Origin of the sequence: Streptomyces sp. NPDC058880, assembly GCF_042742535.1 — a bacterium.
GTDB lineage: Bacteria > Actinomycetota > Actinomycetes > Streptomycetales > Streptomycetaceae > Streptomyces.
Genome location: NZ_JBHYMC010000013.1, coordinates 78,663 through 95,837, shown reverse-complemented (window position 1 = coordinate 95,837; position 17,175 = coordinate 78,663). Strand labels below are relative to the sequence as shown.

Here is a 17,175-nt window from a genome sequence, read left to right as displayed (position 1 = left end):
CGCGGTCCGGCACCCGCGCTGACACCGGTGACCACCCGGCGCGGACGGACGAGGAGCGGAAGCCCCCGGCCACACCTCCTGCCGTCCCGTCGTCTGACCGGACCGAAACCGGGGCAGACGGTCAAACGGGGCGGAGGGAGGTCCGAGGATGACCTGGATCCGTGACGTGTTCGGCCGTGCCAGGGGCGCCGCGACCGCGGTCGGTGAGCGGCGTGCGCAGGCGCTGGCCCGACACGACGCCGAGGAGGCAGCCGAGCGGGCGCGGGCGGCGCGCTCACGCCCGGCCCGGGCACCGGAGCGGGTTCCGGACCCGTCCCGTGCGGTGCCCTGGGGCATGCGGGTCGCGGCCGAGGTCGCCTGGCGGTTCCTGGTTCTCGCCGGCGCCGTGTGGGTCGTGATGCGGGTGATCGGCTCCGTCCGGCTGGTCGCGCTGGCCTTCGTCGCCGCGCTGCTGGTCACCGCGCTGCTCCAGCCGACGGTCGCCCGGCTGCGCGGTCGGGGGCTCCCCCAGGGGCTCGCCACCGTCGTCACGGCGCTCTGCGGGTTCTGCGCGCTCGGGCTGATCGGCTGGTTTGTCGTATGGCAGGTGCTCGACAACCTGGACAGCCTGTCCGATCGGCTTCAGGAGGGCATCGCGGAACTGAAGCGGTGGCTCCTCGACAGTCCGTTCCACGTGACCGAGCAGCAGATCAACGATGTCACCGAGCGGCTGAGCGATGCCATCGGCACCAGCACCAGCGAGATCACCTCGACCGGTCTCCAGGGAGTGACCGTCCTCATCGAGGTCATCACCGGCATGCTTCTGGCGATGTTCATCACGCTCTTCCTGCTCTACGACGGGCGGCGGGTGTGGGAGTGGGCGCTGAGGCTGCTGCCGGTCGCCGTGCGGCCCCGCGTCGCCGGCGCGGGCCCACCGGCCTGGCGGACGCTCACGGCCTACATCCGCGGGACACTGATCGTGGCCCTGATCGACGCCGTGTTCATCGGGATCGGGATCTACTTCCTCGGCGTCCCCCTCGCCGTCCCCATCGCCGTGGTGATCTTCCTGGCCTCGTTCGTACCGTTGATCGGCGCCATCGCCTCCGGCGCGCTCGCCGTGATCGTCGCGCTGGTCACCCAGGGCGTCTTCACCGCCTTGATGACCCTGCTGGTGGTGCTCCTCGTGCAGCAGATCGAGGGGCACGTCCTGCAGCCGTTCATCCTCGGGCGGGCCGTCCGGATCCATCCGCTGGCCGTCGCCCTGTCCGTCGCCACCGGCGGACTGGTCGCGGGCATCGGCGGTGCGGTCGTGGCCGTCCCGCTCGTGGCCGTGGCGAACACGGTGATCGTGCATGTGCGGTCCCCTTCCGACGAGGACGGAAGGCCGGAGTCGGAGCCGGAAGCCGAACCGGGCCGGCCATCGGACCCAGAGGCGGGGGTCACACCCGCGGCGGCACCGGCGGAGTCCACGACCCCCGTTCCCGGGGCCGAGTCCGAGGTCCCCGGCGCCCCGGCCGCCGACGGGGAGCCCACCACGCGGCAGCCCCGACAGCGGCCGCCCGGTGCCGCGGAGTGAACCCCGGGGCGGGCGCGCTGGCTCGTCGCGCCGGTCAGGCGGGTGTGAGCCGCCGCGCCCCGGGCAGGAGACCCACGCCGGGAGCGGACGGACGAGGCACCGGCCCGCCGCCCGTCGGGTCCCGCGCACCCGGACCCTCGTCAGCAGGAGGGCGATCGTCATGGCATCCCAGCACCGGCACCAGCACTACCGCAGCGGGCGGGCGGCCGACCGGCACGCGCGCGCGGCAGCCACTCGCTGGCGGCACGACGGCAGCGAACCCCGGTGGGCCCGCAGCGATCTGCGGCTCCGCCGCCTGCTCTCCCTGCTCTTCGCGCCGTTCTTCGCACTGATCGGCGTCCTCATGCTGCTTCTCGGGTCCGGGGCGACGGGCACCGCGAGCCCCCCGCGAGGCCTCTACACGGCTCTCGCCGTGTGCTGCTTCCTGCTCGCCCTCGTGGCTCTGGTCGACCTCTACGTGATCAGGGTCCGGAGGCGTGAACAACAGCGGTGGCACCGCCCTTCCTGACTGCGGAGCGTCGAGGCGGCCGGGGGCCGTTCGACGCGCCGGGACGCCCCGTGGCGGGCAGGGTCGCGTCACGGGCACCAGGAACCGCCGGGCGCCGATATCCGGTGTCCGGCGGTCCCACTGCCCGACACTGGACGCACAGCCACCTGCCAGCACACCGGGAGACAGACATGAAAATGCTGATCAACAGCCCTGAGACCGTGGTAGCCGATGCGTTGCGCGGGCTGGCCGCCGCCCACCCGGACCTGGAGGTGGACCCGGAAGCGCGGGTCGTCGTTCGGAAGGGGGCGCGCGAGGGCGGTCGGGTCGGCCTGGTGTCCGGCGGCGGCTCCGGGCACGAGCCCCTGCACGCCGGTTTCGTCGGGCCCGGCATGCTCTCCGCCGCCTGTCCGGGAGAGGTGTTCACGTCCCCCGTGCCCGACCAGGTGCTGCGGGCGGCCAAGGCCGTGGACTCCGGCCAAGGGGTGCTCTTCATCGTCAAGAACTACACCGGGGACGTCCTGAACTTCGACATGGCCGCCGAACTCGCCGAGGAGGACGGCATCCGGATCCAGCGCGTACTGGTCGACGACGACGTGGCCGTCACCGACAGCCTCTACACCGCCGGCCGGCGTGGCACCGGAGCCACGCTCTTCGTCGAGAAGATCGCCGGAGCGGCCGCCGAGGAGGGCGCTCCGCTCGACCGGGTCGCCGCCGTGGCCGAGCGCGTCGGCAAGGCGTCGCGCAGCTTCGGCGTGGCCCTGAGCGCCTGCACGACGCCCGCGAAGGGCAGTCCCACCTTCGACCTGCCGGACGGCGAGCTCGAACTCGGCATCGGGATCCACGGCGAGCCCGGCCGGGAGCGCCGCCCGATGATGTCCGCCCGTGAGATCGCGGAGTTCGCGGTGGGCGCCGTACTGGACGACCTCGCCGCCGTGGCCCCGGCCGACGGGCCGGTCCTGGCCCTGGTGAACGGGATGGGTGCGACGCCCCTGCTGGAGCTGTACGGGTTCCACGCCGAGGTGGCGCGCGTGCTGGCGGACCGGGGCGTGCCGGTGGCGCGGGCCCTCGTGGGCAACTACGTGACGTCGCTGGACATGGCGGGGTGCTCGGTGACCCTGTGCCGGGCCGACGAGGAAATCCTCCGGCTGTGGGATGCCCCCGTGCAGACCCCTGCGCTGCGCTGGGGCCGCTGATCGGGACCACGGGCCCGGCCCGGACAGATCCTAGGCGGCGGGACGGGCTCCGCCGGCCCTCCGGTGGGCGACGCGGCCGCCGAGGGCTCCGGTGACTCCCACCGCCGCCAGACCGGCCCATCCCCACAGCCTGCCCTTCGCGGGGTGTCCGCTCAGGCGTGCCGCCAGGGAGACCGCGTAGCAGCTGACGGCCGCCGCGTTCGAGACGGCGTGGGCGAGGCCGGTCCGGGCCTGTTCGGGCGGCAGGTCGGCCCAGTCCGCCCAGCCGGCGATCGCGGCCGGCCCCACGCCCGCGAGGCCGACGGCCGTCAGGGTCGTGGCTGCGCGCCGCTCGCCGGGGACGGAGTCCAGCACCGCGGCGGAGAGCCAGCATCCGATGGGCACCTGCACGAGGACGGGGTGGAGTGGGTGCCCCAGCGGCGCGCCCTTCAGCAGGTCCCTCGTCCCGCCCAACGGGAGCGAGCGGATCCCCCGCTGGAGGATGCGGATCGCCGGATCGGCCAAGGTGCTCCGTTCGATGCGGTTCAGGGTGGTCAGCCACCGTCCGGAGGCTGCGTTCAGCGCGAGGCCGACCTTCGCGGGGCTCAGGGCTTCCGTGTTCATGGGTGGCGCCTACCCGCCTTCCGGCATCCGTCCCACGTTGGTGTCGGCCGAATGAGATCGCGTCACCGCTGGACTGCACAGGCTCGCTGTACAGGCGCCCCTCCTTGACAGGCTACGTATCGTTTATCAATGCTATTGATAAACGATACGCTGATACGCGCAGAGCGGGTGAGGGGAATTCATGGACGCCAAGTCCTGGTGGAGCCAGACCGACAGCCGGCTGCTGGAGGCAGCTCTGGGCCTGGCTGCCCTGTTGGTCGGCACCTTCGGCGTGCTGTTTCCGGCCCTCGGAGTGGCGGGGCTGATGGATCCGATGGACACCCGCGAGGTCGAGGCCGCGACAGCGACCCGAGTGCCGGCAATCGTGACCGATGCGGTGACGGGACACGACATGACTCTCACCGGCACCCACCAGGCGGAACTCGTCTTCGCCAACCCGGACCTGGGTCAGCGCCTGCTGCTGGCCGTGCCGGAAATCGTCGACAGCGCGCTCCTGTTCCTCGTCCTGGCCCTCCTCTTCACGATGGCCCGGACCCTGCGCGGCGGCGACGTCTTCGTGCTGGTGAACGCGCGCCGCCTCAGCGTCATAGGATTCGCGGTGCTGGTGCACGCCCTCCTCGCCCCGGTCCTGGCGACCCTCACCACGGAGGTGCTGGTGAGTGACACCCCCATGGCCGAGCAGGTTCCGTTCTCGGTCACCTTCACCGGCGAGTACGTGTTGCTGGCGTTCCTCGTCCTGGGGCTGGGAGAAGTCTTCCGACGAGGAACGAAGCTGCGCGCCGACACGGAGGGTTTGGTCTGATGCCCCCGGAAGAGAAACATCGGGTCCAGGTCCACCTGGACCGACTACTGGCCGAGCGCGGCATGACCCTGTCCGAACTGGCGACCAGGGTCGGGGTGACAGTGGCCAACCTCTCCATCCTCAAGAACGACAGGGCGAAGGCGATCCGCTTCTCCACCCTCACCGCCGTCTGCCGCGAACTGGACTGCCAACCCGGCGACCTGCTCAGCATCCGCAACGACTGACCCCGTCCCGCAAGACCCGGACAGCGGGGTGTCGATCCGTCGCACCGTTCGCGTGGCGACGGATCGACACCACCGCGCAGGAGGGCCACCCCTTCCTGTGAACGTCATGTCCGCCCTGCTCGCGGCAGTGGCCGCGATCCCGATATGACTGATCCACCCATGCGAGTGGATCGTCCGCCCGCCCATGCCCGGTGGCGCACGGCCCTCTATATACAGGTGATGTCGCTCACCCCACCGTTCGCCTGATGGGTCGTCACGTCATGCTGAAGGTCGCTCTCCCGGTCCTCGCCGCCTCGTTCCTGTTCTCCGCCGCCCTCGCTCCGTCCGCCTCGGCGGCGCCCGCGGCGGAGGACGAGACCACCACCCCTTGTGGACCGGTGGTCGAGTACCGCGCCGTCGACTGGTGGCGCACCACCACCATTCCGCAGATCGCCCGCTCCGTCGCGGCCCAGGCGTCCAACGAGCGCTGGCAGTGGCGCAATGACGTCAACACGCTGTGGCGCGGCGACACCAGGGAGACCGTCGAGGAGATCTTCCGCACCGGGTTCACGCCCCGGGGCGACCGGCTCACCCCGCTGGCGGAGTACATCGTCAAGGGCGGCGGCCAGCTCAGCGCCCACCTCAGCACCAGCTGCGACGTATCGGTGGCGAAGAGGTTCGCCACCTACGGTGCGGAGCAGACCGGCTGGGTGTACGAGATCTACGCGCCCGGCGGCATCGACGTGAACGCGACCGCGCGGGTGAACAACTACCAGTCACCGTACCTGTGGAACAAGGAGATCGACTTCCCCGGCGGCGTCGGGGGTAACTTCATCAAGGGCGCGTGCAAGTACCGGCTGACCGGATCCGACCCGGTCACCAACGAGAAGACCTGGGAGCGGCTCGGCTGCAAGGACAACGCCGGCTTCGCGCCCTACAAGTCCGAACCGACCGCCTACACCCTCGCGCGCTGAGGCCGGCCGCGAGACGTCCTCCGGCCGGCCTCCGACCACAACGCCCGCAGCCCGGCCCGTGCGCCCCGCCGACTCCTGCGGGCTCCGCGTCGGACCGGGCGAGGGGGCGCGGGCTCGTACCGCGAGCCAGCCGGTATGCGCATCGCGCAGGGCTGACCTGCGACATCTTCGCTTGTCGAAGCCGTCACGGTGCACCAGTGTGGCGCGCATGACCTCACCGCACGCTCATGACACGGACCCCGCCCACCTGGGTGGCGAAGCTACCGCCGACTCCCCCGCCGTGCCCGGCGCCGTGCTCGCACCGCTCCACGCCTACGTCCGCGGACACGCCACCGGCGACCCGGCCCACTTCCGGCAGGCGTTCCTGCCCACCGCCCACGTCGAGGGGATCCGGGACGGCGCGTTCGTCTCGTGGCGCCTGGACGACTACTGCGCCCTCTTCCCCGGCCGGCCTGCTCCCGACGAGGCGGCCCGGTCCCGTCGGATCGACACCGTCGGCGTCCACGGCACCGTCGCTACCGCGACCATGACGCTTCGCCACGGTGCGGCCACGTTCACCGACGTCTTCCTTCTGGTCCGCGTCGACGAAGGCTGGCGCATCGCCAACAAGGCCTATCACCGGCATGAGTGAGAGACCTTCAGCAACATCCGGCACTCGACGCCCGAGTTCCCCGCGCTGATTTCTTAGCAGGGGAAGCCAACAATTCTCCTGGTCCGTCAACGAACGACTAGAAAGGATCGCATCAGACCGAACCCGACCCCCGATGAGGGTGCGGAACCCGTCGGTGGTCGGAATGACGGCGAAGGCGGTGAGCGTATGTCTGAGTCCGGCCCGAGCGATTGCGGCGGGACCATTGTCGCCCAGTCCGGTTCCCGGACCTCTTCCCCGGCAGGCCGGCCATGCTGATGCCCATCCTGTTCTCTCCCGCGCAGGCCTCGGCCCACGAGTACCGCTCCCTGACGTCGACCATCCGGGCGAAGGCGGAAGACGGGCAGGGATTCTTCGGCGGCGCCGGGCGCAAGGAGGGCGAAATGCCGTTCCTTCCGCTCCGCCTCGGACTGCGGGGGCTGTTCGTCGAGCTCTTCATCGAACTCCGCCCCCGCAATACGAGCCTGCGCATCGCCGGATTCCGCAAGCTCGTGGAGAACGGACAGACCCCACCGGATTCGTACGTGCACCACGTGCGCGACTCGGCGGTACCGCAGGGCCTCCACCGGACGGAGACCCTGCCGTTCGGCGGGGCCCGCGCCGACCTGGAATCGGCTGCCGCCGTCCGGCGCGCCGGGATCCTGATCGGACGCCGGGCCCTGAGCCTCGCCGTGATCCGGCTGCACCAGAACTGCGACCCACAGAGCACCGCCTACGGAATGCTCGTGCTCTCGGAAATGCTCTGCGAGGCCGCCCGGTACCCCGCCCTGGCCGATGCGATGTCCCGACTCTGGATGAGCGGCGGCCGGCTGTAGTCCGTGCCCCTGACCACGGACTACAGCCGGTCGAGGGTCTGGCCGCTCAGAGGGTCTCACTGAGCGAGTCCGCCAAGCGGCGCCGGGCCGTTCGGGTCGCGGGCAGGGCGGCCGCCGACACCGCGCCCACCACCGATCCGGCGATCACCGTCAGCAGCACCGGCAGCGGAGGCAGCTGGGCGATGCCCGCGCCGATGCCGCTCGACGCTCCCTGGGTGTCCACCAGCCAGGTGCCGGACAGGACACCCACGGCCGTGCCCACCAGTGCGGCCGCGAGCGCGGTCAGGCCGGCGGCCGTCACGATCATCGCGCCGATCTGCCGGGGCGTGAGCCCGATCGCCTTCAGCGCGAGCAGGTCGCGGCCCCGGTCGCGCACACCGGTGCCGATCAGGGTCAGCAGTTCGATCAGCCCGATGAGGGCCAGTACGGCGATCAGGGCACCGATCACCCCGCGCGCCGGTCCCAGACGGTCCGCCGGGTTGGGCGTCTCGCGGATGTCGAGGGCCGCTCCGGCGGCAGCGGCGAGGGCGCTGCTCACCGATCGGGGGTCGGCGCCTTCGCGCAGTTCCAGGGCGTGGTAGGCGGGCCGCAGCTGCGGGTCGCGCTCGCGCAGCGCGTCGAGGGTCGTGGTGATCACCCGGCCGCCGGATTCGGGCTCGATGGTGCGGCCGACGAGGTGCAGGATCTGCGGCCGTCCGCCGACCGTCATCCGTACCCAGTCGCCGACCCGTACGCCGAGGAGGTCCAGCAGCCCCTGCCCGGCCACCGCCTCGTCGGGGCCGGCGACCGCGCGCCCTTCGACCACCGCGGAGGGGTAGGGCCGGAGCGCCGTGCCGAGGCCGCGCAGGGTGATGGTTCCGGTCTGTCCGGGGACGAGCGCCGCCATCTCGGCGGCCGGGTGGACGGCCTCGACGTCCTCGGCCGCCGCGAGGATGCCCTCCAGCTCCGCGTCCGACGGCCCGGCGGGCTGCTCGGCGCGTACGGTCAGTGCCGCGGCCAGCCCCATCTGCGCGGGCCGGCTGCGGAACTGGTCCAGGGTCGACCAAGCCACCAGGGCGACCGTGATGAGCACCAGCGGAAGCGCGAGCCGCGCGACCGGCACCAGCGTCCGTCCGCGCCGGGGGAAGGCCGCGCGCCACCCCAGGACCAGGGCGGGCGGGACACGCACGCCGAGCGCCCGCTTGCCGAGCGCGGTCATCGGGGCGGCGGACGGGAGTGCGGCCCGGGCGACCGGCACCGGTGGCACCCGTCCGGCCCGCCAGGCCGAGAGCCCCGTGGAGGCCGCGATCAGCAGCACCGCGCCGACGGGTATGCCGATCATCAAAGCGGTATGGCCGGGCAGGTCCTGCCACACGGCGGCGGCCTCCCCGATCCGCCCCGGTATGCGGGCGCCGAGCAGGGCGATCGCCGTGGTGCCGAGGGCCACGCCGAGGAGCGCGAAGGCCAGGTGCTGCACGAGGAAGCCACGGGCGACCTGGCCGGGGGTGAAGCCGATCGCCTTGAGCACGGCGATGTCCCGCAGCTGGCCCCGGACACGGGCGCCGATCGCGCCGGACGCGGCCAGGGCGGCCGCGAGCAGGGCGCCGAGGCCGAATACGGCGAACATCGCGCCCAGGAGCCGGTCGTCGCCGCCCGCGTCGGCGCGAGCCTGCTGCCACTTGGTGACCTCGGCCACCCGGTCGGCGCCGAGTACGGTGACCGCTCGCTGGACGATGAAGTCCGTGTCGGCCGGGTCCTCCAGGCGCAGCCCCACGCTCTGCCCGGTGTCCGCACGGGCGATCCCGTCGAGCGTGGCGGGGAGCACCCAGCCGATGCCCGCCACGCCGCCGGGCTGGTAGCGGGGCTCGGCCACGTCGGCGGTTCCGCTCACCCGCAGCAGGTGCGCGGCGCCGTCCGGCCCGGTGACGCGTACGGTGTCGCCCGGCTCCGCCCAGAGCGCACGGGCGACCGAGGTCTCCAGGACAACGGATCCGGCGTCCGGGCCCCCGCCGGCGTCCGGCGCGGTGAGCCAGCTGCCGGCGCCGACGAGCGGCCGTCCGGTTCGCGGCGGCTCCGCCGGGGCGGCGCGGAGCGTCACCCCGGCCCGGGCCCCGCGGGACTCGACGGTCGTCGCCGCCGTGCGGTAGGGCCCCGCCAGTGCCTGGACCCCTTCCACACCCGACAGGGCCTCCGTGTCCGCACCGGCGCGGGTGTGCAGCCAGATGTGGGCACCGTGGGACTGGTTGAAGACCCGCTGCCAGGGGTTCGCGGCGTAGCCGAAGAGCGCGCCGGCCAGCAGGAGCGAGGCGATGACCCCGGCGCTGGCCAGGACCACGAAGAGGGCTTCACCGCGGTGTGCGCGGAAGTCGGCCTGCGCCCAGCGCAGGGTGGCCCGCACGCTCACTCCTTCAGTTCGAGGACGCCGGTGACGCCGCCGGCCGGCCCGGGGCGTCCGCCGCCGAGCGGTGCGTCGTCGGCTATGCGGCCGTCGAAGAAGCTGATGACGCGGTCGGCGGCGCTGGCCATCCGGGCGTCGTGCGTGACCATCATGATCGTCTGTCCGCGCTGGTGGAACCGGGTGAGCAGCCGCAGCACCTCACGCGTGCCCTTGCTGTCGAGGCTGCCGGCCGGTTCGTCGGCAAGGAGCAGCCGGGGGTGGTTGACCAGGGCGCGGGCGAGCGCGACCCGCTGCTGTTCGCCACCGGACAGTTCTCCGGGCATGGACCGCTCACGGCCTTCGAGGCCGAGCTCGGCGAGTAGTTCGGCGCGGGAGTCGCGGGCGGCCTTCGGGGAGGCGCCGGCGAGCAGGGCGGGCAGTTCGACGTTGTCGGCGACGGTGAGGTTGGAGACGAGGTTGAAGAACTGGAAGACGACGCCGATGCTGCGGCGCCGCAGCACGGCCCAGCGGGCCTCGCGGTATGCGTCGACCCGCTCCCCGTCGAGCCACAGCCGGCCGCCGTCGGGCCGCTGGAGCCCGCCGATCAGGTGCAGCAGTGTGGACTTGCCTGCTCCGGACGGTCCGGTGACGGCGACGAACTCCCCGGGTTGGACGGACAGGTCCACACCGCGTACCGCGGGCACCGGCGCGCCTTCGCCGTGGTGCGTCTTGGTCAGGCCTTCGGCGCGGACGAGGGGCACCTCGGGGCGGACGGCGGGCGGCACGGCCGGAGCGGCCGTGGCGTCGTCGCTCATTCCAGCTCCTCCTGACAGCGTTCCAGCCAGTCGAGGTCGGCCTGCAGGTGCAGCATGGCGCCCTCGATCAGCAGTTGGGAGATCTTGTTGTCGCGGTCCTCGGCCGCGGCCAGCTTCGACAGGTCCCGCATGGTGTTGAGGTACTGGCGCCGCTGCTTGTTGATCAGGGCGATCGGATCGGCCAGGCCCGAGCGCGGTGCGAGCGCCAGCTTCATGAAGAACTCGTCCCGGACGCGGGGTTCCTCGGCGGTGTCCTCGAACCACGCCAGTACGGCTTCGCGCCCGGCGTCCGTCAGTTTGTACGTGCGTTTGTTGGGGCGGCCCGACTGTTCGACGTCCTCGCCCTCGATCAGGCCGCTCTTCTCCAGCCTTCCGAGGGTGACGTAGATCTGGCCGACGTTGGGCTGAGGGTACGCGGCGCCCAGGAGCTTCTCAAGGTCCTGCTTGAGCTCGTAACCGTGCGCAGGGCTACGGGTGAGGAGCGCAAGGAGCGCCAGCCGCACTCGGCCCCTCCTTCCCGCTCCGTAGTCAACCGTTCACTGGTGCTCGGCCGGATGTGGCCGGAGTCTGTCTTGTCTGCCTGGACGTCTAGTATCGCCCATGCCTAACGGGTATATATAGGCCACGATGGTCGGCAGTGCAGCCGGATCGTGTTCTGGGAGGAATCTATGCGGTGGATGCGTGCCGCGGGTAGAGCTCTCCTGGTCGCAGCGGTCCTGCTGGCCGGGTACGCCGGTCTCGGCGTACGCCCCGGCGCGGGTACTGCCGCCTCCGATGCCCGAGGCCCCCTGACGCTCGTGACGGCGGGCGACCTGACCGACTACCTCGGCCCCGTCCTCGACGACTGGAACGCGAGCCGTCCCGGCGAACGCGTCACGCTCGTCGAGCTGCCCGACTCGGCCGACGAGACCCGGGCCCAGATGATCAGCGAGCTGCGGTCCGGCCGCGACCGGTTCGACGTGCTGAACATCGACGTCGCCTGGACCTCCGAGTTCGCGGCCGCCGGATGGATCTCACCGCTCGATCGGGACCGGTTCCCGCTGGATGCCTTCCTGCGGCCGGTCGTGGACACCGCGACCTTCGACGGACGACTGTACGCGGTCCCGTACGTCACGAACGCGGGCCTGCTCTACTACCGCAAGGACATCCTGGACCTGGCGGGCGAGAAGCCCCCGCGGACCTGGTCCGAACTGGCCCGCCAGGCGCGCACGCTCGCCCCGCTCCACGGGCTGGACGGCTACGCGGGCCAGTTCCTCCCGTACGAGGGGCTCACCGTCAACGTCACCGAGGCCGTGCACTCGGCGGGCGGCGCGATCCTGCGCGACGAAGGCGCCCGGGTCGCCGTGGACTCGGACGGGGCGCGCGCCGGACTGCGGTTCCTCGCGGACGGGGTGCGGGAGGGATGGATCTCCCGCGAGGCGCTCGGCTACAAGGAGGAGGAGTCCCGGAAGGCGTTCCAGGACGGACGGCTGCTGTTCCTGCGGAACTGGCCCTACGTGTACGCGGACGCGAGCGCGGCCGGGTCGGAGGTCGCGGGCAGGTTCGGTGCCGTACCGCTGCCGGGAGCGGACGGGCCCGGCACCAGCGTGCTCGGCGGCTCCAACCTGGCTGTCAGCACCCACGCCCGCCATCCGGCGTCGGCGGCCGACCTGATCTCGTACCTCACCAGTGAACGGGTGCAGCGCCGGGTCCTCACCGAGGGGGCGCTGCCACCGGTGCGCGCCGCGCTGTACGAGGATCCCGCGCTGGTGCGCGCGTATCCCTATCTGCCGACGTTGCGGCAGAGCGTGCTGTCTGCGGCACCGCGCCCCAAAAGCCCGCGCTATGACCAGGTGAGCCTCGCCGTGCAGGCCGTGGGGCAGGACGTCCTGGCCTTGCGTCAGACGCCTGACGAGGCGGTGGAGCGGCTGGCGCGCGAGCTCGCGGCCATTGCCCGCACGGGCTGATCACATTTCCGCATCTCTCTGAGGGCTTCTACTTACATGTTGAGTAGAAGCCCTCTTTCGCATACGCGGCGACTCACGGACAAACCACCCCAGCTTTGACCCGTTTCTGGACACATCGTTGACATCTTCCAGTCGCCGCTACTTAACATGCATGCATAACAGCGCACCTGATCCAGGGCGCTCTCGCATTCAAAGACAGGTCGACGCGAGATGCTCAGCACCCTTCCGGCCGGTACCGGTCACCCCTCCCGCAGCGCCGCCCCCTCCGCCCCGTGGTGGCGCGACGCGGTGATCTACCAGGTCTACGTCCGCAGCTTCCTCGACAGCACCGGGGACGGCGTCGGCGACCTCGCCGGCGTCCGCGCCGGACTTCCCTACCTCAGGAAGCTCGGCGTCGACGGCATCTGGCTCAGCCCCTTCTACCCTTCGCCGCAGCACGACCACGGCTACGACGTCGCCGACTACTGCGGCGTCGACCCGGTCTACGGCGATCTCGCCGAGTTCGACCGGCTGGTCGCCGACGCCCACCGGCTCGGACTCCGACTGCTGCTCGACATCGTCCCCAACCACTGCTCCAGCGCGCACCCGTGGTTCCGCGAAGCGCTCGCCGCGGCCCCCGGCAGCGAGGCACGATCCCGCTTCCACTTCGCCGCCGGCCGCGGTCCGCAGGGCGAGGAGCCGCCCAACAACTGGCGCGCCATGTTCGGCGGCCCGGCGTGGAGCCGGACCACCGGGGCCGACGGCACTCCCGGCGAGTGGTACCTGCACCTCTTCACGCCTGAGCAGCCCGACCTGAACTGGCGCGACCCCGTCGTGGGCGACGACTTCGAGCGCGTGCTGCGCTTCTGGCTGGACCGAGGCGTCGACGGGTTCCGCATCGACGTCGCCGCCGGGCTGTTCAAGCACCCCGAGCTGCCCGACTCGGACGACCCCGGAGCGGACGAGCGGGCCCGCGACGCCGTCAACCAGCTGGCCTGGAACCAGCCCGAGGTGCACGGCGTGTGGCGCCGGTGGCGCGCGGTCTGCGAGGAGTACACCGCTCGGGACGGCCACGAGCGGCTGCTGGTCGGCGAGGTGTCCGTGCCCACCGCACGCGAGCACGCCGAGTACGTCCGCCCCGACGAGCTGCACCAGGCCTTCTTCTTCGACCTGCTCAGCGCGCCCTGGGACGCCGAGGCCTTCCGCACGACGATCACCGACGCGATGCGCGACATCGCCGGCACCGGCTCCACCGTCACCTGGGTCCTCAACAACCATGACCAGGTCCGCACGGTCACCCGCTACGCGGGCGAGCCCGGGGTGGAGGGCAGCGGGCTGGGCGCGGCCCGCGCCCGCGCAGCGGCCCTCCTGATGCTCGCCCTGCCCGGCGCCGCGTACGTCTACCAGGGCGAGGAGCTCGGCCTCCCCGAAGTCCTCGACCTGCCCGACGAGGTCCTCACCGATCCGATCTTCCGCCGCACGGGCAGCCGCAAGCACGTACGGGACGGCTGCCGCGTCCCCCTGCCCTGGTCCGGGCACGCCTCGCCCTTCGGCTTCAGCCAGGAGACGGCCGGCGTCAAGCCGTGGCTGCCGCAGCCCGACTGGTTCGCCGAGCACGCCACCGACCGCGCGCTCGCCGACACCCGTTCCTTCTGGCACCTCTACCGCGAAGGACTCCAGCTGCGACGCACCCTGCCGCAGCTCGGCGAGGGCACCCTGCGGTGGCTGGACGCACCCGCGCAGGTACTGGCCATCGCCCGCGGCGACGGCCTGGTCTGCGCGGTCAACTTCGGCACGGAGCCGGTGCCCGCGCCGGTTCCCGGCACTCCGCTGCTCGCCAGCGGCCCCTGCCCCGACGGGGTGCTCCCCGCGGCGACCGCGGCCTGGTGGGCGGGCGAGTACCCGGTCCCCGGCCCGGCCGCCCCGCGGCCCCACCCCCTCGGCCCGTAGCCCTCGCTTCCCAGGCCTCGGCCCGTACCCCTCGGCGCACAGCCCCGCACCCCGCAGCCCCTGTCACCCCGCAATTCCCGAGCAGCCGCTCCCCAACCCCGGATCTCCCCGAAAGGACCCCTCATGCGACGAACCGGCAAGACAACCCGCCGCAGTGCCGCCACCGCCACCGCGGCCCTGGCCCTCGCCCTCGGAACCACCGCCTGCGGCGCCGCCGGGCCCGGGGGCAGCGGCGAGCTCAGCGGCCAGACCGTGACCGTGGCCGGCGTCTGGACCGGCGCCGAGCAGGACAGCTTCAAGAAGGTGCTCGACGCCTTCGCCCAGAAGACCGGCGCCAAGACGGTCTTCGTGCCCTCCGGGGACAACGTCTCCACCTTCGTCGGAAGCAAGATCGAAGGCGGCAACGCACCCGACGTGGTCATGGTTCCCCAGGTGGGGGTGCTCCAGCAGTTCGCGAAGGAGGGCTGGCTGCAGCCGCTGTCCGACCAGACCGCCAAGACCGCCGGGTCCACCCTCGCTCCGGTGTGGAAGAACTACGGCACCGTCGACGGCACCTACTACGGCCTCTACTTCAAGGCCGCCCACAAGTCGACCGTCTGGTACTCCCCCGAGGCGTTCGCCCAGGCCGGCGTCGGCGAACCCAAGAGCTACAGCGACATGCTCAAGGTCGGCCGCACCCTCGCGGACTCGGGCCGCCCGGCCTTCGCCATAGCCGGCGAGGACGGCTGGACCCTCACCGACTGGTTCGAGAACATCTACCTCTCCCAGGCCGGACCGGAGAAGTACGACCAGCTCGCCCAGCACAAGCTGAAGTGGACCGACGAGAGCGTCGTGCGGGCCCTGACGACGCTCGGGGAACTGTTCAAGGACAAGCAGCTCGTGGCCGGCGGCGCGCAGGCCGCGCTCGGCACCGACTTCCCCTCGTCGGTGGCGCAGGTCTTCGGCCCGGAGCCCAAGGCCGGCATGGTCTACGAAGGCGACTTCGTGGGCGGCGTGGCCAAGGGGCAGTTCGGCAAGAAGCTCGGACAGGACGCCAAGTTCTTCCCCTTCCCCTCGGTCGACGGCGGCCGGGCGCCGGTGGTCAGCGGCGGTGACGCGGCGGTCGTCCTGAAGGACGGCAAGAACGGCGAGGCGGGCATGAAGCTGGTCGAGTTCCTCGCGAGCTCCGAGGCCGCCGAGGTCTGGGCGGGCGCGGGCGGATTCCTGTCCCCGAACAACGAGGTCGACTTCGCCTCGTACGGCGACGACACCACGCGCAGCACCGCCAACTCCCTGATCGCGGCCGGCAACTCGATCCGCTTCGACATGTCGGACCAGGCCCCGGCCGCGTTCGGCGGTACCAAGGGCGCGGGCGAGTGGAAGCTCCTCCAGGACTTCCTGCGCGACCCCTCGGACCCGCAGGGCACCGCCACGAAGCTCGAGGCCGAAGCCGCCAAGGCCTACGGGAACTGAGGCGACGCCATGGCTGACACCGTGACCGCCCGTCCGGCGACCGGGCGCCGCCCCGCGGCCGACGGGCGGCGTCGGGCCCAGCGCAGGAGACGCCGCCTCGCGGTGGTCTTCGTCCTGCCGGCCCTGCTGCTGCTCGGCGCGCTGGTCGTCTACCCCGTCCTGTTCTCCTTCGGCCGCAGCCTCTTCGACGCCGACGGCAACCGGTTCGTCGGCGCCGCCAACTACGCGGCGATCGTTCAGGACCCGGCGACCCTCAAGGCCATCCGCAACAGCGCCGTCTGGGTCGTCGTCGCGCCCACCCTGCTCACCGGACTCGGCCTGATGCTCGCCGTGCTCACCGAGAAGGTGCGCTGGGCGACGGCCTTCAAGCTGGTGCTCTTCCTCCCGATGGCCGTGTCGTTCCTCGCCGCGGGCATCATCTTCCGGCTGGCCTACGACCAGGACCCGGACCGGGGCGTCCTCAACGCCGCCGCCGTGGCCGTCCACGACGGTTTCGACGACGCCGCCGCGTATCCGACCGCCCGGGTCCGGGAGGGCTACGGCCTGACGGGCCCGGCGGGCGGCCCGTACACCACGGAGGCGACCCTGCGGCCCGGGGACTCGATCGGCCTCGGGTTCATCGGGATCGCTCCCGACGCGATACCGGCCGGTGCCGGGGCCGCGTCCGATCCGGCCGCCCCGGCGGGTGCCGCACCCGGCCCCGACACGATCTCAGGCGTCGTCCACCTCGACTTCGCACCCGGTGGTGCGGGGACGCCGGGCAGGGTCGACCCGGGTGAGAAGGGTCTGCCCGGCATGACCGTCGAGGCCGTACGGGACGGCCGGGTGGCCGCGACCGCCACCACGGCCGATGACGGCTCCTTCCGGTTCGCCGGGCTGGCCGACGGCGCCTACACCGTCCGGCTGCCCGCGGCCAACTTCGAAGCCCCGTACCAGGGTGTGAGCTGGCTCGGTCCGGCGCTGGTCACGCCCGCCATCATCGGCGCCTACCTGTGGGTCTGGACCGGCTTCTCGATGGTCCTGATCGGCGCCGGCCTGGCCGCCATCCCGCGCGACGCGCTGGAGGCGGCACGCATGGACGGCGCCACCGAGGGCCAGATCTTCCGCAAGATCACCGTGCCGCTTCTCGCGCCGGTGCTCACCGTGGTGTTCGTGACCCTCGTGATCAACGTGATGAAGGTCTTCGACCTCGTGTGGATCATCGCGCCGGGACCGGTCCAGGAGGAGGCGAACGTGCTGGCCACGCGCATGTGGATGGTCTCCTTCGGCGGCGGCAACGACCAGGGGCTCGGCAGCGCGCTCAGCATGGTGCTCCTGCTGCTCGTCGTCCCGGCGATGGTCTTCAACGTCCGGCGATTCCGAAGGAGTGGAGCATGAGCGGCCACAGCACCGC

Annotated in this window: 15 protein-coding genes and 1 pseudogene; 12 read left to right on the top strand and 4 right to left on the bottom strand. The window is 72.1% G+C overall.

Annotated elements, in window-relative coordinates; genetic code table 11:
* Positions 1-148: 148 nt before the first annotated feature.
* The 3 genes from ACFW2G_RS10730 (at position 149) to dhaK (ending at position 3,238) form a co-directional block, all read left to right on the top strand.
* Positions 149-1,555, top strand: coding sequence for an AI-2E family transporter (locus tag ACFW2G_RS10730; protein WP_384581821.1), 1,407 nt, complete (start codon positions 149-151; stop codon positions 1,553-1,555).
* Positions 1,556-1,715: 160 nt separating this feature from the next.
* On the top strand, positions 1,716-2,063 hold the full coding sequence (locus ACFW2G_RS10725) for a hypothetical protein (RefSeq protein ID WP_037922506.1): 348 nt from the start codon (positions 1,716-1,718) through the stop codon (positions 2,061-2,063).
* 170 nt (positions 2,064-2,233) lie between these two features.
* Positions 2,234-3,238: a dihydroxyacetone kinase subunit DhaK gene (gene dhaK / locus ACFW2G_RS10720; RefSeq protein ID WP_384581819.1), complete on the top strand. Its 1,005-nt coding sequence runs from the start codon at positions 2,234-2,236 to the stop codon at positions 3,236-3,238.
* Positions 3,239-3,268: 30 nt separating this feature from the next.
* Here dhaK and ACFW2G_RS10715 read toward each other — a convergent pair whose 3' ends face one another.
* Positions 3,269-3,841 carry a DUF2231 domain-containing protein gene (locus ACFW2G_RS10715; RefSeq protein ID WP_384581817.1) on the bottom strand — a complete coding sequence of 191 codons (573 nt, stop codon included), beginning with the start codon at positions 3,839-3,841 and terminating at the stop codon, positions 3,269-3,271.
* 181 nt (positions 3,842-4,022) lie between these two features.
* Between ACFW2G_RS10715 and ACFW2G_RS10710 the strand changes: the two genes are divergently transcribed.
* The 5 genes and pseudogenes from ACFW2G_RS10710 (at position 4,023) to ACFW2G_RS10690 (ending at position 7,284) form a co-directional block, all read left to right on the top strand.
* The gene (locus ACFW2G_RS10710; RefSeq protein ID WP_384581815.1) at positions 4,023-4,643 is read left to right on the top strand and encodes a DUF2975 domain-containing protein; all 621 of its coding nucleotides are present in this window, start codon (positions 4,023-4,025) and stop codon (positions 4,641-4,643) included.
* Positions 4,643-4,867 (top strand): helix-turn-helix transcriptional regulator, encoded by a 225-nt coding sequence (locus ACFW2G_RS10705; protein WP_037922498.1) that lies wholly within the window; start codon positions 4,643-4,645, stop codon positions 4,865-4,867. Before ACFW2G_RS10710 ends, ACFW2G_RS10705 begins: the two co-directional genes overlap by 1 nt.
* A gap of 245 nt (positions 4,868-5,112) precedes the next feature.
* Positions 5,113-5,820, top strand: coding sequence for a hypothetical protein (locus tag ACFW2G_RS10700; protein WP_384453364.1), 708 nt, complete (start codon positions 5,113-5,115; stop codon positions 5,818-5,820).
* Between the two features lie 271 nt (positions 5,821-6,091).
* A pseudogene (locus ACFW2G_RS10695) lies at positions 6,092-6,451 on the top strand (nuclear transport factor 2 family protein); the annotation flags it as partial.
* A 269-nt stretch (positions 6,452-6,720) separates the two neighbouring features.
* Positions 6,721-7,284, top strand: coding sequence for a ribosome-inactivating family protein (locus ACFW2G_RS10690; protein WP_384453361.1), 564 nt, complete (start codon positions 6,721-6,723; stop codon positions 7,282-7,284).
* A gap of 46 nt (positions 7,285-7,330) precedes the next feature.
* On the opposite strand, the gene ACFW2G_RS10685 is transcribed toward ACFW2G_RS10690, so the two are convergent.
* From ACFW2G_RS10685 to ACFW2G_RS10675, 3 genes are read right to left on the bottom strand one after another with little or no spacing between them, the layout of a single operon-like run.
* Positions 7,331-9,661, bottom strand: coding sequence for an ABC transporter permease (locus ACFW2G_RS10685; RefSeq protein WP_384581813.1), 2,331 nt, complete (start codon positions 9,659-9,661; stop codon positions 7,331-7,333).
* Between the two features lie 2 nt (positions 9,662-9,663).
* A complete protein-coding gene (locus ACFW2G_RS10680) occupies positions 9,664-10,455 on the bottom strand; it encodes an ABC transporter ATP-binding protein (RefSeq protein ID WP_052030712.1) in 792 nt (263 codons plus the stop codon).
* A complete protein-coding gene (locus ACFW2G_RS10675; protein WP_037922486.1) occupies positions 10,452-10,958 on the bottom strand; it encodes a PadR family transcriptional regulator in 507 nt (168 codons plus the stop codon). The genes ACFW2G_RS10680 and ACFW2G_RS10675 overlap by 4 nt, the downstream gene beginning before the upstream one ends.
* 165 nt (positions 10,959-11,123) lie before the next feature.
* Here ACFW2G_RS10675 and ACFW2G_RS10670 point away from each other — a divergent pair, with 165 nt between their 5' ends.
* From ACFW2G_RS10670 to ACFW2G_RS10655, 4 genes are all read left to right on the top strand, one after another.
* On the top strand, positions 11,124-12,401 hold the full coding sequence (locus ACFW2G_RS10670) for an ABC transporter substrate-binding protein (RefSeq protein WP_384453353.1): 1,278 nt from the start codon (positions 11,124-11,126) through the stop codon (positions 12,399-12,401).
* A 210-nt stretch (positions 12,402-12,611) separates the two neighbouring features.
* Entirely contained in the window at positions 12,612-14,330 is a 1,719-nt protein-coding gene (locus tag ACFW2G_RS10665) for a glycoside hydrolase family 13 protein (RefSeq protein WP_384581811.1), read from the top strand.
* Positions 14,331-14,453: 123 nt separating this feature from the next.
* Complete coding sequence (locus ACFW2G_RS10660; RefSeq protein ID WP_384581809.1) at positions 14,454-15,782, top strand: ABC transporter substrate-binding protein; 1,329 nt, start codon at positions 14,454-14,456, stop codon at positions 15,780-15,782.
* A gap of 9 nt (positions 15,783-15,791) precedes the next feature.
* A complete protein-coding gene (locus ACFW2G_RS10655; protein WP_037922481.1) occupies positions 15,792-17,159 on the top strand; it encodes an ABC transporter permease subunit in 1,368 nt (455 codons plus the stop codon).
* Positions 17,160-17,175: the final 16 nt, after the last annotated feature.